Below are 25,349 nucleotides of genomic sequence, written 5' to 3'. Positions count from 1 at the left end.
CAAAGATTTTAAAAAAAATTTTCTGTTGTTTTTTGTTGATTTGATTGCCAACTCGACTTGTGTATACACGGTAGCCTACAAGGAGAGGGGAGTTTAGCTCTCCCAACGCTAGTGGGGAAGGGGGCTGGGGGATTAGGTTTTTGATTACTGAATCGATGCTCTAGCAACTATATAACCCAACTCTTCTAGCTTTTCTAAGACCTTAGTTGCACTTTGAGCAACGCTTTCCTGGTTAGTTTTACATTCGACTTCAGGGCAGAGTGGTATTTCATAAGGATCGTCAATACCAGTAAAGTGCTTAATTTCTCCTGCTCTTGCTTTTTTATATAACCCTTTTACGTCTCGCTGTTCACAAACTGCCAATGATGCGTTGACGTAAACTTCAATGAAAAATGGAGTCATTTGGCGCACTTCTTCCCGAATTTCCCGATACGGTGAAATTGCCGAAACCAATACAATGACATTATTTCTGGCAAGAAGTTGAGCTACAAAGCCAATGCGCCGAATATTCTCTTTTCGATCCTCTTTACTGAAACCCAATCCTTTGCATAGGTTTTGACGTACCGCATCACCGTCTAGAACTTCAACTCTATATCCCTGTATCCGCAGTTCCTTTTCCACGAATTGACAGATAGTAGTTTTACCTGCACCACTCAAACCAGTGAACCATACTGTCACACCACACTCTTGTTGTCTCATCCTACTTTCGTCGTAAATTTTAAATGGCACACTAAAAAAACTTTTTTAAGTAATTGTGAGTCAAATAGTAATTTTATTTTTATAATCCTTTTTAGCAATAATTTCAGCAATTGCAAGGCACCCTATGTCAACCTTGCTACTTTTACCTCTACTGATTTCGAGTGAAAAATCGCATAGTTATACGTATTTAGGCTAAATATTTAATACGAAGGATGGCGATATATACGACAAGCTACATCTACGCATTTTCTCTACCCTAACAACGTAATTTGCCGTTATAGTAACAAAACTTGCCGATCGAGTTTTTAAATTATTGAAGTTTTAACTAATTTTTACATTCAGTATATATACAGTTTATTTTTAAATAAAAAAGTCTTTATTATAACAGTAGATTACCAAACAATATTTACCGCTAGGACATTATAAAAAACTAAGTTCAAAATATCTGCAAAGTTAGATCCAGTGGAGCTTTATGGCGGCGCGACCTATTTTCTGGGGTCGATTCCTTTAAGTACTGTTTCTGGTACAAGCTTGTTTATTGACAATGATGGCACGCTTAGTGGTCTGTGTCATCAATTCTGAAAGTTTCGTAGTGAACGATTTATCAGTCAATTTCAAGGGTTTTAGCCCTGACTACAAACTTTCACAACTCATCAAAACTAATGACATCAATCACTAGTACACTTTGGCATAAATTTGTTCACCTTTAATCAGTTGCTTTGAGCAACTTGTCTGCTTAATTGAGGTGATAGCTCGATTTACGCCATGCTGTACTAGTGCTTTGTGCCAGTAATTTTCGGGGTTCGTAGTTGGTGATTTACAGCTCAATTTAAAGGGCTGGAGCCACTGAGTATATTTTGTATTTAACTAAGTCTAAAGTTCTTCAACAAAATTTGAAATTTAATTCAACTGATTTATGTTGTCCACTTTTCCTACTACTGCGCCAGAAGAGAATAACTTAATTCAATGTGATGCCGATGGGGGATTTATTTCCTGGCTAAGTCAAACCGGAGGTTCAATTGCCATCACCACCTACCAAGCTGGAAAACTGGCACTAGTAGGCTGGAATGGAGAACAGATAACCATGCTGTTACGCCAATTTTCTAAACCAATGGGATTGGCAGTGAATGGTTCACGACTGGCACTGGCTACCCATCACGAAGTCTGTTTATTAGCCAATGCCCCCGCCTTAGCTTATGAGTTTTTAGAAGACCAGCCCGGACGCTACGATGCCCTTTATCTGCCACGGATGACATATTTTACAGGCGACCTTAATATTCACGACCTGGAATTTGGCAGAGAAGGGCTGTGGATCGTCAACACTCGCTTTTCGTGTCTTTCTGCTTTGAGTCCAGACTTTAGCTTTGTACCGCGCTGGCATCCGAAATTTATTTCTGAAGTAGTGCCAGAAGACCGATGTCACCTGAATGGATTAGCGATGGTGGATGGCAAACCCAAGTATGTGACTGCCCTCGGTGCGACAGATACCGTTGGAGGATGGCGACCGGGCAAAGCCAACGGTGGAGTCGTAGTGGAAGTAGAGAGCAATGAAATTATTGTAAATGGATTATCAATGCCCCATTCCCCAATTTGGCATGACGGGTTTTTGTGGTTACTCAACTCTGGAGCAGGGGAAATATGGCGCATTCATCCAGAATCAGGAGACAAACAAGTAGTTTGTGTACTCCCTGGATTTCTGCGGGGGTTGTGCTGCGTAGGATATTACGCCCTAGTCGGACTATGCCAGATTCGGGAACGGCATATTTTTGGAGGTTTGCCCATAACGCAACGATTTGAGCAGTTGCTCTGTGGTGTGGCAGTCGTGGATTTACGAAATGGGCAACAGGTAGGAATGCTGAAGTTCACCGCAGGCTGTCAAGAACTTTATGATGTACAGTTTCTTGCTGGTGTACAGCGTCCGATGGTTTTGAATCAGGAACGAAAAGAAATCCGCCAAGCATTTACTGCACCAGAGTTGAATTATTGGCTGCGACCGAGTGCAGTGATTCCTAATGACTAAGAAATCTGTTTAATCAGGCCGTAATTGTTGAAATCAAATTTTTAGTTTTTTCAGAGGTTTTTTCATGAATGAATTTAAAGTCAATACTTTCACTACTAGTAATCAATACGACTCAGTAGTAGCAATGGATGCTGATGGGGATTTCATTATTTCCTGGACTAGCGATGGTCAGGACGTTTCTGGCAGTGGGATATATGCCCAACGGTACAACAGGACTGGTGTGGCTGTTGGGGGCACATTCCAAGTCAATACCAACACCAGCGGCAATCAACTTAACTCTACAGTAGCGATCGATGCCGATGGTGACTTTGTTATTTCCTGGCAAAGCCAAGATGCGTCTGGCAGTGGGATATATGCCCAACGCTACAACAGTTCTGGGGCAGCTATTGGGGGCGAATTTCAGGTCAATACCTCCACTAACAACGAGCAAGTTAACCCCACAGTAGCGATGGATACCAATGGGAACTTTGTCGTTTCCTGGCAAAGCAGTGGTCAGGACGGATCTGGCTATGGGGTATATGCCCAACGCTACAACAGTTCTGGGGCAGCTGTTGGCACCGAATTCAAAGTCAATACCCAGACCGGAAACTCTCAATATAACCCCACAATAGCGATGGATGCTGATGGGGACTTTGTTATTTCCTGGCAAAGCTATTATCAGGACGGGTCTTACTTAGGCATATATGCCCAACGCTATAACAGTGCTGGGGCAGCTATTGGGGGCGAATTTCTGGTCAATACCCACACTAACAGCTTTCAAAGTAACCCTACAGTAGCAATGGATGGTACTGGGGACTTTGTAATTTCTTGGCAAAGCTATGGTCAGGACGGATCTGGTTATGGAATATATGCCCAACGCTACACCAGTGCTGGGGCAGCTATTGGCGCCGAATTCAAAGTCAATACCTACACCAACGGGAATCAAATTAACCCCACCATAGCGATGGATGCAGATGGGGACTTTATCATTTCCTGGACTAGCAATGGGCAGGACGGATCTGGGGAGGGCATATATGCCCAACGCTACAACAGTTCTGGGGTAGCTATTGGAGGCGAATTTCTGGTCAATACCCACACCAACAACAGTCAAACTAACCCCACAGTAGCAATGGATGCTACTGGAGATTTTGTAATTTCCTGGCAAAGTTATGGTCAGGACGGATCTGGGGATGGCATATATGCCCAACTAAACAACAACAGTGGAGTTCCTCCAACAGTCACCTCTGGTTCTGCCTCTGTTCTAACATACACTGAGAACACTACTATAGCTATCGACTCAGGCATCACCGTCAGCGACACAGACTCTCCCAACCTGGCTAGTGCCACCGTCAGGATTACCAGTGGTTTTGTCTCTGCTGAAGACATACTAGCCTTCACCAACCAAAATGGAATTACCGGCAGCTACAACAGCACCACAGGTGTTTTAACCTTAACTGGCAGTTCCACCGTTGCTAATTATCAAACCGCACTGCGTTCCATTACTTATAACAACAGCAGTGATAACCCCAGTACTACACCTCGTACCGTTAGCTTTTTAGTTAATGATGGGACTGCTAATAGTACTGCCGTTACCCGCAATATTAATATTACGTCGGTAAATGATGTAGCCATCGCTACTGCCACGAGTTCTGCCTTATCATATACTGAGAGCGCAACTACAGTACTTGACTCAGGCATTACCGTCAGCGATGTAGACTCCCCCAACCTGGCTAGTGCCACCGTCAGTATTACCACTGGTTTTGCCTCTGGCGAAGACATCCTCGCTTTCACTAACCAAAATGGGATTATCGGCAACTACAACAGTAGCACAGGTGTTTTAACCTTAATCGGCAGTTCCACCGTTGCTAACTATCAAGCCGCACTACGTTCCATTACTTATACCAACAGCAGTGATAACCCCAGTCTTACACCTCGTACCGTCAGCTTTATAGTTAATGATGGGACTGCTAATAGTACTGCTGTTATCCGGAATATTAATATTACGGCAGTGAACAATGCGCCCATTGCTACTGCTACCAATTCTGCCCTGGCATACACCGAGAACGCCACTACAGTCATTGACTCAGGTATCACCGTTAGCGACGTAGACTCCGCCAACCTGGTTAGTGCCACCGTCAGCATTACCAATGGTTTTGCTTCTGCTCAAGATACTCTCGCCTTCACCAACCAAAATGGGATTACAGGCAGCTACAACAGTAGCACAGGCGTTCTAACCTTAACTGGCAGTGCCACCGTTGCTAACTATCAAACTGCACTGCGTTCCATTACTTATACCAACAGCAGTGATAACCCCAGTACTACACCTCGTACCGTTAGCTTTGTCGTCAATGATGGGACTGCTAATAGTGCCACAGTTACCCGCAGTATTAATATTACGGCGGTGAATGATGCTCCTGTTGCTGTTAACGACAAAATCACCACAAACAAAAACACACCCGTTATCATTAGCGCTACAAGCCTGTTAAGCAATGATACAGATGTTGATATTAGTGAGGTATTGAGCATTACTGGCTTCACCCAACCTAGCCAAGGAAGCTTAGTTAACAACAACAACGGTACTTACACTTATACACCTGGCCAAAACTATTATGGCTCTGACGGCTTTACTTACACCATAAGTGATGGGCATGGAGGCAGTAGCACTGCTACTGTCAACTTGACCATTAGTGAAATCACCCCTCCGATTAATGGCACTTCAGGTGCAGATAAGCTGACTGGTACAGTGAACAGCGATAGCATCTTAGGATTGCTAGGCAATGACACGCTCCAAGGATTAGGTGATAGTGACACACTTGATGGCGGTGATGGCAATGATTCCTTAGATGGTGGTACAGGAACTGATAGCCTCATCGGTGGTAAAGGCAATGATACTTATATTGTGGACAGCATCGACGACACCATTACTGAAGGCTTAAATGCGGGCACAGATTTAGTCAAGTCTTCGCTGAGTTGGGTGTTGGGAGTTAACCTGGAAAACTTGACTCTGATTGGAACCGACGCAATAAATGGTACTGGTAACAGCCTTAATAATATTCTGACCGGAAATACTAGTGCTAACATCTTGAGCGGAGAAGTTGGCAATGACACCTTATTCGGTGATGCAGGCAATGACACATTATTGGGCGGTGTAGGCAACGACATCTTGGATGGAGGTACAGGAGCTGATAGTCTTAATGGTGGAGTCGGCAATGACATTTATATCGTAGACAACCTCGGTGATACGATTACTGAAGGCTTAAATGCAGGCACAGATTTAGTTAAGTCTTCCGTGAGTTTTGTGTTAGCAGATAACGTGGAGAACTTGACCCTGACTGGAACCGGAGCAATCGATGGTACTGGTAACAGCCTTAATAACATCCTGATTGGAAATACTGGTGCTAATAAGTTGAGCGGAGGAGATGGTAACGATAGTCTCTTTGGTAGCTCAGGCAATGACACATTATTGGGCGGTGCAGGTAATGACACCTTGGATGGAGGTTTAGGAACTGACAGTTTTGATGCTGGAGCCGGCAATGACATTTATACTGTAGATAACCTGAACGATTCTATTACTGAAGGCTTAAATGCAGGCACAGATTTAGTTAAGTCTTCCGTGAGTTTTGTGTTAGCAGATAACGTGGAGAACTTGACCCTGACTGGAACCGGAGCAATCGATGGTACTGGTAACAGCCTTAATAACATCCTGATTGGAAATACTGGTGCTAATAAGTTGAGCGGAGGAGATGGCAACGATAGCCTCTTTGGTAGTTCAGGTAATGACATTTTGTTAGGCGGTGCAGGCGATGATACTTTGGATGGAGGTGCAGGGATTGATACTCTCAATGGTGGAGTCGGTAATGATATCTACACAGTAGACAATGTTAGCGATATTATTACCGAAGGCTTAAATTCAGGCACAGATTTAGTCAAGTCTGCTGTAAATTGGGTATTAGGAGAGAACTTTGAGAACTTGACCCTGACTGGAAGCGCGACAATTGGTACTGGTAACAGCCTTGATAACATCCTGGTTGGAAATGCTGCTGCGAACACCTTGACCGGAGGAGATGGTAACGATAGCCTTTTTGGTAGCTCAGGCAATGACACCTTGTTGGGTGGTACAAGCGATGACACCTTGGATGGAGGTACAGGAATTGATAGTCTCAATGGTGGAGTCGGCAATGACACTTATATCGTAGACAATGTTAGCGATATTATTGTTGAAGGCTTAAATGCAGGCACAGATTTAGTTAACTCTTCGGTAAATTGGGTCTTGGGAGATAACCTAGAGAATTTGACCCTGATTGGAACTGGGGCAATCACTGCTACTGGTAACGGCCTTAATAACATCCTGATTGGAAATACTGGTGCTAATACGTTATCAGGAGGAGATGGTAATGATAACCTCTTTGGTGGTTCAGGTAATGACAGCTTATTAGGCGGTGTAGGAAACGATAGCCTCTTTGGTGGAATTGGTAAAGATACGCTGACTGGTGGAGGTGGACAAGATAGCTTATATCTGACTGATACCCGCACTGGAGGCTATGATACTATTGCTGATTTTACTGTTGGAGATGATACTATCTTCATTTCTAAGGCGGAATTCGGGCTGACCCAATCTCAGAATACGGCACTTGATTCGGGCTTGTTCCGACTTGGTACGATCGCTACAGCTGCAAGCGATCGCTTCATCTACAATCAAAGTACGGGCAACCTATTCTTTGATAAAGATGGATTGGGTGGTACAGTACAAGTTCAAATAGCCCAGTTATCGAATAAAGCACTGCTTAGTAATACAAATATTACTGTGATTGTCTAACGAAAGCTAAGACAATTAACCTAGTATCAACCGACGTAGGGACGCGAAATTTCGCGTCCCTATACTTTGGCGGTACTGTGGCTTTATAGCCAATACAATTGCAAACTTTTAACTTTCTTCTTGGGAATAACCGTTTTTCTCGCGTTTGAGGCTTTCTTCTAAGGCTTGAATTTGTTCGCGACGAGCTTCCAACTCTAAGGAACGCCGCGCTAAGTCTTGATTTTGTAATGTCAGGGATTGTCGCCAATGTTCTGCTCGTTCGGCTTCGTGCTGCAAAAATTCTGGGGTAATGCCGATGGTGAGGTAGCTTTGTACCAGATGGAGTACCCAGTTAGTAGCGTCTTCTATTCTTTCAATATCGCCTGTAGGGGAAAGTTCTACTAAAACAAGCAAGTTCTCACTCATAATCTTTCCCTTCCCTAGCAGAATGAAAGCCTCTTCTGGAATTATCGCCCACAAGTTATCAGCTTCTTGACGCGCCAACAAGCGTAACTGGTGCTGGTCTAAAAAATCGTTTTTACGCACCTGGGCTAGATATAGCATGAGAGTCGCTTTGCTCCAATTCAAAATTAAAAATTAAAAAATTTTAATAAAATAATAAGTCCTAGAATTGAGATTTGGATCTTGTTAATTGGTAACGGGTAATTGGGAATTAATAATCCGATTACCCATTACAGTTATCCTAAGCCACGCAGGCGATCGCTACGACAACCCCTTCAGACGCTCGCGCAAAATTTCAGCTTGCTTCTGTGCTTCTACTAAGGCATCCCGCGCCCCTTGTACCACATCAGCCCTAGCTCTATCTACGAAACTAGGATTGTTTAATCTAGTACTCAGAGATTGAACTTCGGCTTCAGCTTTACTCAAGCTTTTTTCTAGCTTGGCACGTACAGCTTCAATATCTACCACACCGCTTAGAGGAATTAGCACCTGTATTGTACCAATTACACCTGCGATCGCATTTTCTGGTTCTTGTGATTGTTCTAATTCTTTCTGCGGAAAAAACTGTCTCCATAACTTTTGTCTAGCTTGAGCAGTGAGTAAATTTTGGCTAACAAACCACGCTGTGTAACTAAAACCAACTAGTTCAAAGAAAGTTCCGATGATGGGAATGTCATCAATGGCATTTCCCGCAGCTAAAGCCACTCTACCAAAGACAATGGCCACGATAATTAAGCCAATTGTCTTCAAACCTCTTTGAGGTTTTTTCGCAGCAACAGTTTGGTTTTCTTGCTTGTCGGTAATAGTTAAAGTCTCAACCTTCGCCAAATCTTTAATATAAGACTGTCCAGCAGTGAGAACTTTCCGCTCCTTTTCGCTTTCAGTTTGCAAATTTGCTGTTACTTTAACCCCTGGTTTAATATCTGCTTCAGCCCGCAAATTCCGAATTGTGCGGATAGTAGCAATTAGCAATTCAAACTGTTCTTCTAAACCTAAATCAATCAAATTTGCATCTATCTGAGGATATAGTTGTAATGGTAAAGTTTGCGGCGAATCTGCTGGTTGTTGGGTGAGAGTCTGCCAAATTTCTTCGGTAATATGAGGCATGAAAGGATGAAGCAGTTTTAAAATTCCTTCCAGCACATAGCCAAGGGTTTGTTGTGCTACACGCCGCGATGCTGGATCGGCATCTGCTTGCAATCTGGATTTCGCTAATTCAATATACTGATCGCAGAAATCACCCCAAATAAACTCGTAGAGTCCTTTTGCTGCTTCGCCTAAACCATAATTATCGATGTAATTCGTGGTTTGTTTAATAACTTGATGATACCGCGAGATAATCCAGCGATCGCTCAATTCGGTAGCGGCTGGGTTCCCCAATTGTTGCGGCGTTTGTCCATCCAAATTCATCATCACAAATCGGGCTGCGTTCCACAACTTATTTGCAAAGTTGCGCGATGCCTCAACCGATGCTGATTCATCCTTTTTGCGATCGTATTCTAAGCGGATATCTTGACCAGCGCCAGCTACTTCTCTAATTAAGGTATAGCGCAGGGCATCAGTACCATATTTGTCAATCAGTAACAATGGGTCAATGCCATTACCTTTGGTCTTTGACATCTTCTGGCCTTTTTCATCCAGCACCAAGCCATGAATGTAAACTGTTTGGAAAGGCATTTGCTGCGTAAAATGCCCAGCCATCATTGTCATTCTGGCTACCCAGAAAAAGATGATATCAAAGCCTGTTACCAAAGTAGTAGTCGGGTAGTAAGTTGCTAAATCTTGAGTTTGTTCCGGCCAGCCCAAAGTCGAAAACGGCCAAAGTCCAGAAGAAAACCAAGTATCCAGCACATCTGGGTCTTGTTCTAGCTTGACATTTTCGCCAAATTGTGATTTTGCTTTTTCCCAAGCTTCGGTTTCTGATTTCGCTACGACAAAGGGCGTATTCTCGGTAATTTGTCCATCCGTTTCACTGATAGCGTACCAAGCCGGAATTTGGTGTCCCCACCATAATTGGCGAGAGATACACCAATCAGTCAGTTTTACTAGCCAATCACGATAAACCTTTGTCCAGCGTTGGGGGACAAACTCTGGGGAAGTTTGCTGGTCGAGGAATTCGAGAGTGTTGTCAGCTAGGGGGCGAATTTTGACGAACCACTGAGTTGAGAGGAGGGGTTCAATAGGTACTTTACCGCGATCGCTGTAGGGAACGGTATGTTTATAATCTTCTATCTTCACCAAAAAGCCATCTGCTTCTAGGCGAGAAACCACATTTTTTCTAGCAACAAAGCGGTCTTGTCCTTGAAACTCCCCAGCGTTGGCGTTGAGAGTGCCGTCTTTGTTCATAATGTTGATAAACGGCAGATTGTGACGCTTACCCATGTCAAAATCGTTCGGGTCATGGGCGGGAGTTATTTTCACGCAGCCTGTGCCGAAAGTGGGATCAACATATTCATCGCCAATGATCGGAATTTCTCGTTGTAGAATTGGCAGAGTTAGAGTTTTACCAATGAGATGTTTGTAGCGATCGTCATTGGGATTAACCGCTACAGCCGTATCACCCAGCATCGTTTCTGGTCGAGTTGTCGCCACCTCTACAAAACCAGAACCATCGGTGAGGGGATAGCGGAAGTGCCAGAGATTTCCATTCACCTCTTGATTTTCTACTTCCACGTCAGACACAGCCGACTGAGAAGCAGGACACCAGTTAACTAAATATTCACCACGATAAATTAAGCCTTCCTCGTAAAGACGAGTAAACGCCTCCACAACAGCCTTAGATAAACCCTCATCCAGGGTAAACCTTTCCCGTGACCAGTCCACCGAGACACCCAAGCGTCGTAGCTGATTCAGAATCGTTCCCTCAGACTCCGCTTTCCATTGCCAAGCGCGTTCTAGGAATTTTTCGCGCCCCAATTCGTAGCGAGTCTTACCCTCTTTTTTGAGTTGCTTTTCCAGCATAGTATGCACAGCGATGCTGGCGTGGTCAGTTCCGGGTAGCCACAGGGTATTACGTCCCTGCATCCGGTGGTAGCGCACGAGGGTATCAATCAAGGAACTTTCAAAAGCGTGACCCATGTGCAAACTGCCAGTGACATTCGGCGGTGGAATGACGATGCAGTAGGGTTCGCCGCCTTTGTTGGGGTCAGCTTTGTAAACTTGGTTGTCTTCCCAGAATTTTTGCCACTTGGCTTCAGTGGAAAAGGGGTCGTAGAGACTGGGGAGATTGGGAATAGTTGCGGTCATGCTGGGCAAACTAACTATGGAAGGACTCTAATAAATTTTGCCACAGGGTTGGAGAGGGTTTGTTTAGCAATTCTCTAAATCGTGGATATACCCTTAAAAAATCTATCTGGAAATGCGAAATCTATTTTTGACCCTTGTAGTTATCTTGCATAAATTCCGTAACTGACATCTGTATATTCATCCAGAAAGACTCATGAAATTGAAACCAGGTTTATTTCAACTCATAGTGTTCGTTATGACTGTATCGCTACTTGCTTCTTGTGCGACAACCCCAGAAGCAAGACAGTCAGATTGCATCTCCACAACGTCGCCGAACGCTAAACAACAACCCAATAACTGTTCACCCTCATCTAATAGTAGCGGCAGCTCGAGTGGTTACTCTGGTGGGAGTAGCATTACAAGACCCGGTTTTGGTGATTCATCGGAGGCCGGGACTTCCAGAGGTTCTGCCAAGGGACGTAGTGGTTTTGGTAGTTTCGGTCGCGGTGGTCATGCGGGTGGATAAGAGAGTTATGAATATTTTCAACAGTCCTCAACGAAAGCGTCTATTTCAGTCAATGAAAATGGGTTGGTATAACTTTGCTCCTATTGAAGAAGGAACAGGTATACCTCTAACTGACCAAGAAACACCTTACGCTCTTTATTATTGCCATAAAGTTTTACCGCAGACGATACAAGAAATCCAGCAAGCATCGGAATTAGTCGGTAGTGTTTTAACCCAAGCGTGGCAAATTATTCGCACTCTTGATGAGGATACACTACTTTACTATGGATTTCCGGAAGCTACTATCAAGTTAATTAAATATGACTTTCTTGCACCATTTTGTATGCGTCTTGACTGGTGCTGGAATCAAGAAAAGGGGATAAAAAAGGTAGTAGAAACTAATCCCCAAACTCCTAGTTTTTGGTTTGAGTGTACGGATGGCAATAATAAAGTCGCCAGACATTTTGGATTGCAAGAACCAGATTTAAATGCTCAAAAACTCTTAAAAATAACACTTAATCAGCATGTAAATAGAGCCGCATTAAATTTGGGTAAACCAGTTAGAGATTGTTGCGTAGCATTTACAGCTTTGAATAATGCGGAAGATTTAGGTACTATGCGATGGCTAAGAAATCACTTGGAGTCTAAAAGTACCATTTTACCCTTAGAATATCTTGGGATCAAAGATGGTGAGTATCTATTTGACCAGAGAACAAAAAAAACAATAGATATACTTTTTATGTGGTATCCAGTGGAATGGCTAATCCATGATACTGATGAAAAAGGTGAAAGATTATGGCCGGCTCTAGAGCAACTAATTTTTGAGAATAAAATTGTGATTGTGAACTTTGGTTCTGCCTTTGCACTGCAACCAAAAAGTATATTTGCTCTAATTACAGATTTGGGATATGACTTTTTTTCTGGGAAAGATACTGGGACAGTCTGGGAATATTTTCCTAAAACATCACTGAGTGCAACAGCAATAGGTAATTCCTACTTTGCCAAACCTATTTTAGGAAGAGAAGGTGAAGGAGGATTTGCAGTTAATTCAGGAAATATTTCTGTGCGTAGTAGTAATAATGACCCTTGGTATACACAACAGAATTATGTCTATCAAGAGTTATTAGAATTTCCTAAATTAGAAATTGATGGCAAGTCAATGACTCAGGTTTGGGGAGCTTGGCTATATAACAATGGTAATGACAAGTTTATATCTGGAGGTGTAGGAATCCGCCTTTCTGAAGGGGAAATTACAGATAACTTATCCTATTGGTGTCCTATTGGATGCTAATTTTAATAACACCGATAATTAGAGGCAAATATGAAACCTCAAACTACTACCCCTTCCCCCTGGACATACATACCCACCCTCTACTTTGCTTCTGGCATACCTTACATCATCATCAATACAGTTTCCGTAATCTTTTACAAAAAGCTCGGAATAGATAATACTCAAATTGCCTTGTGGACAAGTTTTCTCTATCTACCTTGGGTTATCAAAATGTTTTGGGGGCCAATTGTCGATATTTATTCTACCAAACGTCAATGGATACTTTATACCCAATTTGCCATGTTCGCTTGTTTGGGTTTGATAGCTTTTTCCTTGCAACTGCAAAATTTCTTTTTTATCTCCCTTGCGACATTAACAATAGGAGCATTTATTTCTGCGACTTATGACATTGCCACAGATGGCTTCTATCTGCTGGCTTTATCTCCAGAACAACAAGCCTTATTTGTTGGTATTCGCTCACTATTTTATAGAATGGCTGTCATTTTTGGCTCTGGAATATTAGTAGTCTTAGCAGGTCAGCTTGAAGTGTCTCTGAATAATATTCCTTTAAGCTGGACTATAACTATTGGTTTCTCAGCTTTAATTTTAGCAATCCTGTTTATTTTTCATCGCCTAATTTTACCCTTACCTGAATCAGATAACCAACGACAAATACAAGCTAGGAAAAATATACCTTTTTGGTCAATTATTAGCTCATATTTTGCTCAAGATAAAATTATAAATATTTTAGCATTTATATTTCTTTACAGACTTGGTGAAGCAATGCTTGTAAAGATAGCCTCTTTATTTTTATTGGACAAATTGGAAGTAGGAGGCTTAGGGTTATCAACATCAGATGTCGGGCTAGTCTACGGGACATTTGGGGTAATATCCTTAATCTGTGGAGGAATTTTAGGAGGCTTGCTAATTTCTAGATATGGATTAAAAAAATGTTTATTTCCTATGGCTTTAGCATTGAATTTACCTGATGTATTTTATGTGTATATGGCTTATACTAAGCCTTCACTAACATTAGTGTATCCCTTGGTTTCCTTGGAGCAATTTGGCTATGGTTTTGGATTTACAGCTTTTAGTGTTTATTTAATGTATATTTGCCAAGGTGAATATAAAACTTCTCATTTTGCCATATCTACTGGCATTATGGCTTTAGGAATGATGTTACCCGGATTAGTTAGCGGTTATTTGCAAAAAGCACTTGGCTATCCATTATTTTTTGTCTTGATCTGTTTTCTCACAATTCCTGGGATGATTGCTCTATTTTTTATTCCTTTAAAAGAAGAACCAAAACGTCAAAATAATTAACATTATTACAGTTGATGAGTTATGTTTTAGGAATAGATGGCGGCGGTAGCAAGACTGTTTGTGTCTTAATGGATGATTTGCATTTAGTGCTAGGTCGTGCTGAAGCAGGGCCATCTAACTATCAAAGTATAGGTATCGAAGCAACTTTACAATCTATTCAAACAGCAATTCACAATGCGGTTGAGGGAGCAATAATTACAAATTCTGTGAATATTGACGCGATATGTCTGGGTTTAGCAGGTGTAGGCCGTGCAACAGATATCGAAGTAGTGAAAGGTTTAGTTAAAGAGTTACAGAATAACAAATTGCCTATTAATTGGGCACTACAACCAGCGAATATTGTAATTTGTAACGATGCTTTAATTGCTTTAGTTGGTGGAATTGGTCAGCCCGTAGGAATTGTGGTTGCAGCCGGTACTGGTTCGATAGTTTTCGGACGAAATCATGAAGGACATACTAAGCGAGTCGGTGGCTGGGGGTATATTTTAGGAGATGAAGGTAGCGCCTATAAAATTGCGATCGCAGGCATGAATGCAGCATTAAAATCTTATGATGGACGGGAAATATCAACGAGTTTGATAGAGGGTTTCAAACAGCATCTTGATTTGGAAAGTATAGAAGATTTAATAGAAGTAGTATATCGCCGAGAATGGGGAGTTAAACAGATAGCTGCTTTAGCACCAGTTGTAGATTTTGCAGCAGCGTTAGGTGATATAGTAGCGAATATCATAATTGATGATGCTGTAAAAGAGTTAGTAAAAGCTACATCTACAGTAATTGATGCAATTTTTACTGCTGACTCAGTTTTAGAAGTAGTCACAACGGGAAGTGTATGGCGCGGTAGATGCAAGATCCATGAAAGATTTGCAGCGTCTCTTGTTAAGAAGTTTCCTAATGTAAAGGTGATTTTTCCGAGGTATGAACCTGCTTATGGTGCTGGGTTATTAGCGTTGCAGACAACTCAAAATTGACGCGAAGAAAGCAATAATATAAGTTTTCAGTCTGCAAATATGCGCTCCAAAAAAGTTACTATTTCTGACCAAGCTGCGGTGGTAGCACTAGAATCATAACGATAACCGTCATCGCGCATGAATGTATGTTCTGCTTCATACGAGAAAACTTGGTGAGGTATGTTAGCATTTTCAATTGCTTTGATTATGGTTTGGCGATCGCTCTCTGGTATATGAGGGTCAAGAGTACCGAATACCATTAGCATATCGCCTTTGATTTCACTTACCCTCTGGATTGTATCTGCTACCTCTTTACCCAGTTTACCACTGGGAATACCAGTAGGGTAACAGCAAACGGCAGCCCGAATTTCGCTTTGAAATGCGGCGCGGAATGCTAAATGTCCACCTATACAAAAGCCGAGAGTGCCTATTTTATTTGAAGAAACCGCACTCTCTGTTTTCAGAAATTCAATCACAGCAAGGCAATCGGCATCATAATCAGCTACCGAGGTTCGACGCGCATCGTCATTACCCCGCATCCGTCCCAGATCGTCTGGCTCAATTACTAAACCAACTGGCTCAATTCGGTGAAAAATTTCTGGCGCTGCTACTACATAGCCGTATCCTGCTAAGTAGTTAGCTAGACGAATCATTGCATCACCTAACTGATAAATATCACTGTAGAAGACAATACCAGGGTATTTTCCTGCTGCTTTGGGAGCTGCTACATAAACACGCATTAAGCTGCCATCTACTCTTAACTCAACATTGCGCTTAGTGATTTGCACTTTTTTGTCTCCGTGTTCCGCTTGCTGTCATTAGCTTCTACACTATAGCGCCGCAGCATCCGGTTACTTTCAACCCACGATTTGGCGTTCTTTTAGCAGTGAAAGTTTGTTGCGATCGCCTTAATACACCCAGTAAAAGCTGCATTTACAGTAAAGGACTTCTAACAAATAAATTATTCAATCTTGTAGGGTGGGCATCTTGCCCGCCTTTAGCTACTAAGCAACCACATATCATATCTTTACGTGTTTGTACGCTAGCATTTTATTTATCAAGCTCAGTACGATGAAATAACTACTGAGATAAATTGGTAAAAATTTTTATTTTTAATATTTGGATTTTTTATGGAGAATAATCAAAATTTAAAAACAATTTTTTCTTGTAATCCCTTTGAAGTAATTAAACAATACAAAAATAAGCATAAGGGTAAGGATAATAACATTTATAATTCTCAAGAATACAAAAATTTTCAAAACACAGTAAACCAGCCTTTTACTAATTTTTGTTACTTTATATATCAACAAATACCATCTGAAATTGCTGCTAATAATTTTTATAAAATAACACTAGATAAATTAATTGATATAGATTTTAATATATTAGTATCCCCTTATAAAATCAGTTTGCATAAGTATTTAGATATATTTTCATTATTATATATAGAATTAATAGATACAAGTATAAGAATAAAATTTATAGATAGTGCAGGGGCATTTTTAGCCAGAAATATTGGAGAAAAAAACCCTGTAATGATAGCAAATATAATTGCGGAGAATGTTAAAGCGTTTGATTTTGCATATAATGGTGATAGTTGTTATTTTAATCAAAAAGAAATATTAAACTCTTCCCAAGAAGAACTAATTAATAAATTTAAAAAATGGTTTCAATATTATCTTCCCTTCTTTTTACAAGCAGTATCTAATAAGCCAATACCTGCTGTTAGTCAACCCATATATAGCTTAGGACAATGCACTGAAGATACTGGAGTTTCCCAACCAGTACTAGAACGCTGGATATGCACAATCAATCGTAAAGTTCAAGCAGTTTTATATGGTTCACCTGGAACAGGAAAAACCTATCTTGCTGAAAAACTTGCTCAACACTTAATCGGTGGTGGTGACGGTTTCTTAGAATTGGTACAATTTCATCCAGCATACTCTTATGAAGATTTCATACAAGGCATTCGTCCTCAAAGCCAAAATGGAATATTAGCATATCCACTTGTTCCAGGAAGATTTTTAGAATTTTGTAAAAAAGCTGAATCTCGTGAAGATACTTGTGTTTTAATTATTGATGAAATAAACCGTGCAAATTTAGCTCAAGTTTTTGGCGAACTAATGTACTTACTTGAGTACCGAGATAAAGAAATTCCATTAGCTGGCGGTAACAACTTTCGCATCCCAAAAAATGTCCGCATTATTGGGACAATGAATACAGCAGATAGGTCTATTGCCAATATAGATCATGCCCTACGCCGCCGCTTTGCATTTATTGAACTTAGCTCAAACTATGAGGTGCTGCGAAATTATCACCGAAGAAGAGGTTTTGCAGTAGAGGGATTAATTAACATTTTACAGCAATTAAATCAGGCGATCGCAGATAAAAATTACGAAATTGGTATTTCATTCTTTTTAACAGACAACCTACGTGAAGATATAGAAGATATATGGCGCATGGAAATTGAACCATATTTAGAAGAATACTTTTTTAACCAACTAGAAAAAGTAGATAAGTTTCGCTGGGATGAAATAAAAAATAAACTATGGATATAAACCCAGCAAAACCAAGAATGATTGAACTTACAGAATACGAAAATAAATTATTTCAGCGTGATGAAATAACCGATTCAGCCGGGGTCGAGTTATATGAAAAATACAAAACACAACTAGATATAGAATTTCCTACTTATACAACGAGAAATCGTTGGAAACTGAAAGCTAAAGGATGGGTAGGTTACATTCCTGTCACTCCTGAATTGCATCTAAAAATAAATCCGAAAGTGCCTATCCAAAACCTTTTCGGAATGCTGGAATATGCCTACAATTTAAAAGGGTTTCGCTTTCTTGAAGGGCTAATGGATTGTGAATCTCTAGAGAATTTTTATAATAATCTGGCTCATATCTTAGCCGATAAAGTTTTAGAACGGTGTCGCAAAGGATTATATCGTACTTACTTGTCTAAAACACAGCAGCTTTCTTATATGCGGGGAAGGCTAGATGTGCAACAGATAATTCAAAAGCCGTGGAATGTTAAACTTAAATGCAATTACGAAGAACATACGGCTGATGTTAAAGAAAATCAAATCTTGGCATGGACACTTTATATCATTGGTCATAGCAGTTTATGTTCAGAAAGAGTATCACCAACAATACGAAAAGCTTATCACGCTCTACAAGGATTAGTAACGCTGCAACCTTGTAGTGCAGAAGATTGTATCGCCAGACAGTATAATCGCCTCAATCCAGACTATGAACTGTTACATAATTTATGTCGATTCTTTTTAGAAAATAGTAGTCCCAGTCATGAAAAGGGAAATTACAAAACCCTACCCTTTCTCGTCGATATGGCACATTTATATGAACTTTTTGTTGCAGAATGGCTTAAGAAAAACACGCCGCAAGGCTATTTTTTCAAACAGCAACATCCAATAGAAATTAGTCAAAATCGGCACTTCAATATAGATATATTACTGTGTGATGCTGCTACTGGCAAAACAATAGCGGTTTTGGATACAAAGTATAAAGCTCCTGAACAGGCAGGATATACAGATATTCATCAAATGATCAGCTACGCCAACACAACAAAATGCAAGCAAGCCTTTTTGATATACCCCAAAGACTTGACACAGCCACTAGATGTTAAAAGCGATCAAATCCGAGTCCGCAGCCTCACCTTTTCCCTAGATGATAATCTCGATCGCGCAGGTCAAACCTTCTTAAAAAACCTTTTTCTCTTAATCTCTCAGAACTCACACCAATAATTGCTCGCATTTCTTGTAATAATTCATACCCTCGCGCTTCTATGCGGGCAATGCTTTCTAACAACCCATGCAAAAATTCTACTGGATTATTTGGGCGTGGTGACAAGCGTAGGGGTAGATTGGGATCGTTAATCGGAAAGCGATCGCCTTAATACACTGTGTGTACACCGTAGCCTTTTAGGAGACAGATTTAGAGAGAGGTTTTCCAAATACCGCAAGAAGTGAGGTTAAGCCTTTGGCAATTCTATAAAAGGCAATTATTACGAAAATTATGGTTTTGTTGATGAAAAGGGTGTATCATCCAAGACGGTTCGGTTAAGGGAAGAGACGCGATAAATCGACGTCTCTACAAAGGGGTGATTCTTAACTAAACTGTTCAATAATTCCGCCACCTAACACTTTCTCGCCGTCGTACCATACCGCCGCTTGTCCGGGGGTAATGCTGATTTGGGGTTCATCAAACACCAAACGCACACGGGAGTTTTCCAACGGAATCACCGTCGCTGGTGTAGCCGTTGAACGATAGCGAATTTGCACTTCGGCATGAATTGGGGTAGATGGTTCGGCAATGGAAACCCAATTTACCCGATTTACAGTGCATTCTGGCTGAGTTACCTTGGTGCGATCGCCTACTACTACTTTATTATTTTCCGCATCTAATTCAATCACATACAGGGGTTCGGCAGCAGCAATTCCCAAGCCTTTGCGCTGGCCAATGGTGTAATGATGCACACCATCATGCTGTCCCAAAACTTTGCCTGTAACATCGACAATATCACCTGTTTTGGGAGCTAAATATTTATCCAAAAATGCCCGCATGGAACCGTTACTTTCCACTAAGCATAAGTCTTGACTTTCTGGTTTATCAGCAGTTTTCAGTCCGTATTCAGTTGCAATGCGGCGCGTGTCAGTTTTTTCTAGTTCCCCTAGAGGAAATACCGTTGCTCTTAGTAAATCTTGAGACAAATCATAGAGGAAGTATGACTGATCTTTATTGCGGTCAACAGCCCTTAATAACTGGTAACGTCCAGTTGCTTCGTCATAGCTAATTCGGGCATAATGACCGGTGGCAATGCGATCGCACCCCAATTCTTCACGAGCATATTGCACCATTGGCCCAAACTTCACCGTTTTATTGCACTGGGAGCAAGGCAAAGGTGTAATACCCGCACTGTAACCAGTCACCAGGTAATCGACAATATGCGTCTGAAAGACATCTCGAATATCCACAACTTGATGGGGAACACCCAATTGTTCGCAGAGTTCGGCCGCGTCGATCATACCTTCAGAGCAACATTGACCTTTGCCTTTCATTAGCCAAAGAGTCAAACCAATCACTTCATAGCCCTGATGGTGCAGGATAGCTGCGGCGGTAGAACTGTCAACGCCACCAGAAAGACCAACGACGACTTTTTTCATACAAAGCACGACACGATATGCGTGGTTGTCCAATTGTAGCATATACTCTTCAAAGCCTTGCTACTAAAGCGCTTCAGTTTTAAAGGCAGGAGGTAGGAGGCAGGAGGGAAGAGAATTTGATTTGTTTCTTCCATCCATAACGGAAGCGATCGCGTCCGTAAACAGCTTTCATCTAAGATTAATTACAGATGTATTTTTTGCCACGTAGATGAGGTAACTTTACGTTAACGCTATATAGTTGCTACAACGGTGAACTAATTAGTTCTTGATGGAAATTACCTAAAAATACTTTGACTGCTTTCTAACTATTATGTCGAGAGGAATATCAAGTAAATTTATCCCATTTCAGATGCTGTGCCGAAGCTCTGAGGGTTGGAAGCCCACTATTAGACTTCTCTTTTTGTTAGTGGGAGGGTGGTTAGTACTGATTCCCGACTCTACCCCAGCACAGGCACAAATCTCCAACCGCAACGTGCTACTGGCTCAAGAAACTGGTGAGATTTTACCGCCACCGCCAATTCCCTTTGGTCAACAACCATCACCGCAGTTACAACCAAGTCAAGCAGAGAACTTCAATCAACCGGAAGTCAACTTTCAGCCTACCCAACCAGTACAAAACAATCAATTTGAGCAGAATTTTCAACCCTCTCAACCATTACCAAACAATCAATTTGAGCAGAACTTTCAGCCTACCCAACCAGTACAAAACAATCAATTTGAGCAGAATTTTCAGCCCTCTCAACCTTCACAGTTTAGTCAATATAACCAGAACTTTGAGCGCTATTTAGTTTACGTTGATGGTAGTGATTTCCAGACACTACAAGCCATACGTCAGATTGAACCCAGTGCTTACATTCGCCAGTTCCAAGGCCGGACTGTAATTCAGTCAGGTGTTTTTAACAGAGTCGCCAACGCCCAACAACGGGTGAATGAGCTACAGTCACGAGGCATATATAACGCCCGAATTATCAGCTTTGGTAATGGACAGGAAATAAATGCAGACAATGGCAACTATAACTATAGAGACGATCGTAATAATATAAATTCTAATAGGCGAGTCTCTAGATATTATGTCGCCATTCCCACCACTTCCGAACAATTACCTGCGATCGCAGCACAACTTAGGCAGAATTTAGGCCAATTTACGCAAGATTTAGGACGATCTGGCGGAGTCCTCGAAAGGACGCAACCACGAGGCCCGCACGTAGCAGTCGGGCCTTTCCAAAATCGATTTCAAGCTGAGGAATGGAACAAATATATCCGAAATATCGGATACGGTAATGCCAGAGTTTACTACGGAAAGTAAATAAGTGAGGAGTTAGGAGTGAGGGAAGTACACCAACGGCAAGCGCTCCAATGTAAGTATTATAGAATTTTAGGCAAATCAGTTGTAAATCATACTACAGCTATCAGCCAAGATTTTTATAAAGACTCATACAAGTACAGTCAAAATGGATATAAAGAATGGCTTCGTTGGCGCTGTTGGCAACACCCCTTTAATTCGCTTAAACAGTTTTAGCGAAGAAACAGGGTGTGAAATCCTTGCGAAAGCAGAATTTCTCAATCCTGGAGGTTCCGTCAAAGACCGCGCCGCACTTTACATCATCGAAGATGCCCAAAAGAAAGGTTTACTTAAACCTGGTGGCACGGTTGTAGAAGGAACCGCTGGTAATACTGGCATTGGATTAGCACATATTTGCAACGCCAAAGGTTACAAATGCCTAATTATTATTCCCGATACCCAGTCACAAGAAAAGATAGACGCGCTGACAGCATTAGGAGCAGAAGTTCGTCCCGTCCCCGCCGTACCTTACAAAGACCCGAACAACTACGTCAAGCTATCGGGCAGAGTAGCTGCTGAGTTGGAAAATGCCATTTGGGCAAATCAGTTTGATAATTTAGCTAACCGCCTCGCCCACTACGAAACCACAGGGCCAGAAATTTGGACGCAGACAGATGGTAAAATAGATGCATGGACAACTGCAACCGGTACTGGTGGTACTTATGCTGGTGTAGCATTGTACTTAAAAGAACAAAATCCAGCAATTAAATGTGTTGTAGCCGATCCGCTAGGTAGTGGACTTTATAGCTATGTCAAAACTGGCGAAATCAAGATAGAAGGAAATTCCATCACTGAAGGCATCGGTAACGGTCGTGTCACAGCCAATATGGAAGGCGCACCTGCTGATGATGCCATTCAAATCGATGACCAAGAAGCTTTGCGAGTAGTTTACCAACTGCTGAGGAAAGATGGGTTGCTAATGGGCGGCTCAACAGGTATTAATGTTGCGGCAGCTGTTGCCTTAGCGAAGCAATTGGGGCCAGGACATACCATTGTCACCATCTTGTGTGATAGTGGTTCTCGGTATCAGTCGCGGATATTCAACCCGGAATGGCTAGCCTCAAAAGGACTTTCAATAAATTAGTTATTAGTCATTAGTCATTAGTCATTTGTCATTAGTTATTAGGCATTAGTCACTTGTACTGAGCCTAGTCGTTGGCGCAGCCTCTCCAAGAGTTTATTGGTCATTAGCTTCCAACTTTTGACAAAGGACAAATGACAAATGACAAATGACAAAGGACAAATGACAACTCAACCATCAAACTTCCCCACAATAGACCAACCCTCTTCTCCTAAATGTGTGCGGGTTTGTCAAAATCGTACTTGCAAAAAGCAAGGTGCAGCCAAGGTTTTAGCCGCTTTTACAGCTTTGCCAATCCCTGGTGTAACTGTAACGGCTAGCAGCTGTTTAGGACAATGTGGCAATGGCCCAATGGTGCTGATATTACCTGATATGGTCTGGTATAGCGGCGTTCACTCTGATGAAGTATCTCTACTGATAGAAAATCATTTGCTAGGTGGTCAAAGAGTCAAACAGATGCTCTATTATCGGTTTCATCCCCAGAAAGAAAGCTAAATTTTTAATATTAAGCTCTGCAATCTTTTTGACTGAAGTGAGGCATCCAATGAATATCCAGCAGCTGCGTCAATCCTTAAAACAAAAGTGGCTTATTTACTACAAGCAAAATATTTCCTGGCTGGTCAAAATGCGAATTTGGGCCACTTACGATGGTCTGCGCCGCCCTTTATCCGGTTTTATTTTGGCAACACTGTCTGTTTTAGAACCCCAGTTTGATGAAATACTTTCTTTTATGGTGGATCTGAATAACGATCCAGATAAAATAGTCGCTGCTTTAGGTCTTAACTTCAATCCCGATGAAGAGTTACGTTTAATCAAATCAGAGCATTCTATGGCTATAAGCCAAGTTGAAAGCGAGCCGCCAGATGAGAAGTATTCTGAGGATAAACATCTATCATCTGCTGTAACTGCCAGCAAGATTGCGCTTCATTCTCTTGCTAAGACTCTAGATTCCAACTTGTCACGCGCCGATGAACTTGTGCCATCAATTACAGCTACCACTGAAGTAGTTCGCACACGCAAACTTGAGTTGATAGTAGCAAATGGAACTAAAATTGCTCCAGATACTCCGGCAAAAACGCCATCCTCCAGTTTACTAAGGAAATATCAACCAGTACGCTGGCACTCTGGTCAGTTACCTTCACGAGAATCGGCGACAATGACTAGTGAGGTGAACAGCAAAGCCAAAACTATGCCATCTGTGGCGTTAGCTACTGAGGTTAAAAGCAACGCGCCACCTGTCCGAATCCCTGTGGGTGCATCGTTGGCAATTACCACTGGGATTTCTAGTAACAGCAAACCAGTGCGATCGCTAGCAATTACTACTGAGGTTAAAAGTAACGGCAAACAACCGAATATTCAACCACAAGAGGTTAAGAGCAAAATAAATTTACCAACTACAAATGCCCGTAGTATAGCTTCTTGGGTAGATGAATTTTGTTACGGTGCTGGGGAGAAAGAGAAAGATATCTTGATTTGAATTACTTACGGATATTCGTGAGAAACAAACGGGATTTCTATGACTTCACCCTCAGTTTCTCCCACTTTGACTTTTAAACCTACACCACCAGCTTTGGTGCGAATGTAACCTAGTCCAAAGTAACCATCAGCGGTTTGGGTGTAACTAGTAAGTTTGCCAACCTTTTCATCTGCAACTGCGATCGCACTTCCAACTTCCACAGGGGCATTGAGGCGGATACCTAAAAGGTGTTGTTTTACACCTTTATATGTATTTAACCGAGCAATAGTTTCTTGCCCAATATAGCAACCTTTAGTAAAAGAAATTGTTTGCCACAAACCCACTTCTAGAGGATTGTAATCATCTGTGAGTTCTGCATCTGGGGCGGGGCGGCCTTGTAAAATTCGCAAAGCATCCCAAGCGCGATCGCTCATTTCTACTGCTCCTGCTTCTAACAGTTTGTTCCACACTGTTTCTTTGTCAGTATAAGGGAAAGTTAAGGTGTATCCGGGCGCAGCTAACCCGCTACCTACAGCAATCCGCACTCCCTCGGCGGGAGCAATGGTGTATACTTGGTGATTACCGTAAGGTTGCCCGATGAGTTCGCTAATACCCAACTTTTCTAAAACAGCATCGCTTCCTGGCCCAATCAGGCTGAAGGTGTTGGTGTATTGTGTAATATCAGATAATTCCACCTTATCGGCATAGAAAATATATTTATCTAGCCATTCCATCAAAAACTGGCGGCGGTTAGGTGAAACCAGCAGGATTACCGCATCTTCTCTAACGTATGCGGTTACTAAATCAATTGTCCTGGCTGTGGAAGTAACAAAAACCGTATCACAACCTTGTCCTGGCTTGAGTATTTGGAAATTGTTAGTACTTTGGTTGTGTAAGAAATTGAGGCGATCGTCGCCAGCTACTTTAATCCGTCCCCAAGCGGTGCGATCGCATATTGCAATCCCAACTTTGGCGGCTTGGATAGCTGCTGCGTCTTTATCGTCAAGTGTAGATGTTGGCATAGCGATCAGAAATTGCCCTGTTTGAATGTTGTCGC

The 25,349-nt window shown here is 41.8% G+C and carries 18 protein-coding genes and 1 pseudogene; 12 read left to right on the top strand and 7 right to left on the bottom strand.

Annotated elements, in window-relative coordinates; translation table 11 throughout:
* Nucleotides 1-144: 144 nt before the first annotated feature.
* Nucleotides 145-717 carry an adenylyl-sulfate kinase gene (cysC, locus tag RMZ95_RS20570; RefSeq protein WP_322682359.1) on the bottom strand — a complete coding sequence of 191 codons (573 nt, stop codon included), beginning with the start codon at nucleotides 715-717 and terminating at the stop codon, nucleotides 145-147.
* 898 nt (nucleotides 718-1,615) lie between these two features.
* Between cysC and RMZ95_RS20565 the strand changes: the two genes are divergently transcribed.
* Together RMZ95_RS20565 and RMZ95_RS20560 are read left to right on the top strand one after the other, a co-directional pair.
* Nucleotides 1,616-2,719 (top strand): TIGR03032 family protein, encoded by a 1,104-nt coding sequence (locus RMZ95_RS20565; protein ID WP_322682281.1) that lies wholly within the window; start codon nucleotides 1,616-1,618, stop codon nucleotides 2,717-2,719.
* Nucleotides 2,720-2,783: 64 nt separating this feature from the next.
* The gene (locus RMZ95_RS20560; protein WP_322682282.1) at nucleotides 2,784-7,514 is read left to right on the top strand and encodes a beta strand repeat-containing protein; all 4,731 of its coding nucleotides are present in this window, start codon (nucleotides 2,784-2,786) and stop codon (nucleotides 7,512-7,514) included.
* 108 nt (nucleotides 7,515-7,622) lie between these two features.
* Here RMZ95_RS20560 and RMZ95_RS20555 read toward each other — a convergent pair whose 3' ends face one another.
* On the bottom strand, nucleotides 7,623-8,057 hold the full coding sequence (locus tag RMZ95_RS20555; RefSeq protein ID WP_181930669.1) for a hypothetical protein: 435 nt from the start codon (nucleotides 8,055-8,057) through the stop codon (nucleotides 7,623-7,625).
* A 159-nt stretch (nucleotides 8,058-8,216) separates the two neighbouring features.
* Complete coding sequence (locus RMZ95_RS20550) at nucleotides 8,217-11,201, bottom strand: valine--tRNA ligase (RefSeq protein ID WP_322682283.1); 2,985 nt, start codon at nucleotides 11,199-11,201, stop codon at nucleotides 8,217-8,219.
* Nucleotides 11,202-11,394: 193 nt separating this feature from the next.
* On the opposite strand from RMZ95_RS20550, the gene RMZ95_RS20545 reads away from it, so the two are divergent.
* The 4 genes from RMZ95_RS20545 to RMZ95_RS20530 are packed head-to-tail and all read left to right on the top strand — an operon-like array spanning nucleotide 11,395 to nucleotide 15,249.
* Nucleotides 11,395-11,706 carry a hypothetical protein gene (locus tag RMZ95_RS20545; RefSeq protein WP_322682284.1) on the top strand — a complete coding sequence of 104 codons (312 nt, stop codon included), beginning with the start codon at nucleotides 11,395-11,397 and terminating at the stop codon, nucleotides 11,704-11,706.
* Nucleotides 11,707-11,713: 7 nt separating this feature from the next.
* Nucleotides 11,714-12,976 carry a glutathionylspermidine synthase family protein gene (locus tag RMZ95_RS20540; protein WP_322682285.1) on the top strand — a complete coding sequence of 421 codons (1,263 nt, stop codon included), beginning with the start codon at nucleotides 11,714-11,716 and terminating at the stop codon, nucleotides 12,974-12,976.
* A gap of 30 nt (nucleotides 12,977-13,006) precedes the next feature.
* A complete protein-coding gene (locus tag RMZ95_RS20535) occupies nucleotides 13,007-14,278 on the top strand; it encodes an MFS transporter (RefSeq protein ID WP_322682286.1) in 1,272 nt (423 codons plus the stop codon).
* 14 nt (nucleotides 14,279-14,292) lie between these two features.
* Nucleotides 14,293-15,249, top strand: a complete 957-nt coding sequence (locus tag RMZ95_RS20530) for an N-acetylglucosamine kinase (RefSeq protein ID WP_322682287.1) — start codon at nucleotides 14,293-14,295, stop codon at nucleotides 15,247-15,249.
* A gap of 26 nt (nucleotides 15,250-15,275) precedes the next feature.
* On the opposite strand, the gene RMZ95_RS20525 is transcribed toward RMZ95_RS20530, so the two are convergent.
* Entirely contained in the window at nucleotides 15,276-16,016 is a 741-nt protein-coding gene (locus RMZ95_RS20525) for a dienelactone hydrolase family protein (protein WP_322682288.1), read from the bottom strand.
* 342 nt (nucleotides 16,017-16,358) lie between these two features.
* On the opposite strand from RMZ95_RS20525, the gene RMZ95_RS20520 reads away from it, so the two are divergent.
* On the top strand, nucleotides 16,359-17,786 hold the full coding sequence (locus RMZ95_RS20520) for an McrB family protein (RefSeq protein WP_322682289.1): 1,428 nt from the start codon (nucleotides 16,359-16,361) through the stop codon (nucleotides 17,784-17,786).
* Between the two features lie 17 nt (nucleotides 17,787-17,803).
* Nucleotides 17,804-18,994: a 5-methylcytosine restriction system specificity protein McrC gene (locus tag RMZ95_RS20515; protein ID WP_322682290.1), complete on the top strand. Its 1,191-nt coding sequence runs from the start codon at nucleotides 17,804-17,806 to the stop codon at nucleotides 18,992-18,994.
* Nucleotide 18,995: 1 nt separating this feature from the next.
* Here RMZ95_RS20515 and RMZ95_RS20510 read toward each other — a convergent pair.
* A pseudogene (locus RMZ95_RS20510) lies at nucleotides 18,996-19,142 on the bottom strand (carbohydrate kinase); the annotation flags it as partial.
* A gap of 215 nt (nucleotides 19,143-19,357) precedes the next feature.
* Complete coding sequence (gene mnmA, locus RMZ95_RS20505; protein ID WP_322673361.1) at nucleotides 19,358-20,413, bottom strand: tRNA 2-thiouridine(34) synthase MnmA; 1,056 nt, start codon at nucleotides 20,411-20,413, stop codon at nucleotides 19,358-19,360.
* Between the two features lie 406 nt (nucleotides 20,414-20,819).
* Here mnmA and RMZ95_RS20500 point away from each other — a divergent pair, with 406 nt between their 5' ends.
* The 4 genes from RMZ95_RS20500 to RMZ95_RS20485 all read left to right on the top strand — a co-directional run bounded on the left by RMZ95_RS20500 (nucleotide 20,820) and on the right by RMZ95_RS20485 (nucleotide 24,313).
* Nucleotides 20,820-21,719 (top strand): hypothetical protein, encoded by a 900-nt coding sequence (locus RMZ95_RS20500; protein WP_409883300.1) that lies wholly within the window; start codon nucleotides 20,820-20,822, stop codon nucleotides 21,717-21,719.
* A 145-nt stretch (nucleotides 21,720-21,864) separates the two neighbouring features.
* Complete coding sequence (locus RMZ95_RS20495) at nucleotides 21,865-22,839, top strand: cysteine synthase A (protein ID WP_322673363.1); 975 nt, start codon at nucleotides 21,865-21,867, stop codon at nucleotides 22,837-22,839.
* 159 nt (nucleotides 22,840-22,998) lie between these two features.
* Nucleotides 22,999-23,331 (top strand): (2Fe-2S) ferredoxin domain-containing protein, encoded by a 333-nt coding sequence (locus tag RMZ95_RS20490; RefSeq protein ID WP_322673410.1) that lies wholly within the window; start codon nucleotides 22,999-23,001, stop codon nucleotides 23,329-23,331.
* A 49-nt stretch (nucleotides 23,332-23,380) separates the two neighbouring features.
* Complete coding sequence (locus RMZ95_RS20485; protein WP_322673364.1) at nucleotides 23,381-24,313, top strand: DUF5331 domain-containing protein; 933 nt, start codon at nucleotides 23,381-23,383, stop codon at nucleotides 24,311-24,313.
* A gap of 5 nt (nucleotides 24,314-24,318) precedes the next feature.
* On the opposite strand, the gene RMZ95_RS20480 is transcribed toward RMZ95_RS20485, so the two are convergent.
* Nucleotides 24,319-25,314, bottom strand: a complete 996-nt coding sequence (locus RMZ95_RS20480; RefSeq protein WP_322673365.1) for a folate-binding protein — start codon at nucleotides 25,312-25,314, stop codon at nucleotides 24,319-24,321.
* Nucleotides 25,315-25,349: the final 35 nt, after the last annotated feature.

This window comes from Nostoc sp. DedQUE07 (genome assembly GCF_034530975.2).
Classification (GTDB): domain Bacteria; phylum Cyanobacteriota; class Cyanobacteriia; order Cyanobacteriales; family Nostocaceae; genus Nostoc.
Note: the sequence above shows the minus strand (reverse complement) of the source record. Positions and strands in the feature narration are given on the sequence as shown.

Excerpts from the sequence above, each read along its gene's own strand:
- RMZ95_RS20565 (WP_322682281.1), top strand. The coding sequence starts at position 1,616 with ATGTTGTCCACTTTTCCTACTACTGCGCCAGAAGAGAATAACTTAATT.
- RMZ95_RS20560 (WP_322682282.1), top strand. The coding sequence starts at position 2,784 with ATGAATGAATTTAAAGTCAATACTTTCACTACTAGTAATCAATACGAC.
- RMZ95_RS20555 (WP_181930669.1), bottom strand. The coding sequence starts at position 8,057 with ATGCTATATCTAGCCCAGGTGCGTAAAAACGATTTTTTAGACCAGCAC.
- RMZ95_RS20550 (WP_322682283.1), bottom strand. The coding sequence starts at position 11,201 with ATGACCGCAACTATTCCCAATCTCCCCAGTCTCTACGACCCCTTTTCC.
- RMZ95_RS20545 (WP_322682284.1), top strand. The coding sequence starts at position 11,395 with ATGAAATTGAAACCAGGTTTATTTCAACTCATAGTGTTCGTTATGACT.
- RMZ95_RS20540 (WP_322682285.1), top strand. The coding sequence starts at position 11,714 with ATGAATATTTTCAACAGTCCTCAACGAAAGCGTCTATTTCAGTCAATG.
- RMZ95_RS20535 (WP_322682286.1), top strand. The coding sequence starts at position 13,007 with ATGAAACCTCAAACTACTACCCCTTCCCCCTGGACATACATACCCACC.
- RMZ95_RS20530 (WP_322682287.1), top strand. The coding sequence starts at position 14,293 with ATGAGTTATGTTTTAGGAATAGATGGCGGCGGTAGCAAGACTGTTTGT.
- RMZ95_RS20520 (WP_322682289.1), top strand. The coding sequence starts at position 16,359 with ATGGAGAATAATCAAAATTTAAAAACAATTTTTTCTTGTAATCCCTTT.
- RMZ95_RS20515 (WP_322682290.1), top strand. The coding sequence starts at position 17,804 with ATGATTGAACTTACAGAATACGAAAATAAATTATTTCAGCGTGATGAA.
- mnmA (WP_322673361.1), bottom strand. The coding sequence starts at position 20,413 with ATGAAAAAAGTCGTCGTTGGTCTTTCTGGTGGCGTTGACAGTTCTACC.
- RMZ95_RS20495 (WP_322673363.1), top strand. The coding sequence starts at position 21,865 with ATGGATATAAAGAATGGCTTCGTTGGCGCTGTTGGCAACACCCCTTTA.
- RMZ95_RS20490 (WP_322673410.1), top strand. The coding sequence starts at position 22,999 with ATGACAACTCAACCATCAAACTTCCCCACAATAGACCAACCCTCTTCT.
- RMZ95_RS20485 (WP_322673364.1), top strand. The coding sequence starts at position 23,381 with ATGAATATCCAGCAGCTGCGTCAATCCTTAAAACAAAAGTGGCTTATT.
- RMZ95_RS20480 (WP_322673365.1), bottom strand. The coding sequence starts at position 25,314 with ATGCCAACATCTACACTTGACGATAAAGACGCAGCAGCTATCCAAGCC.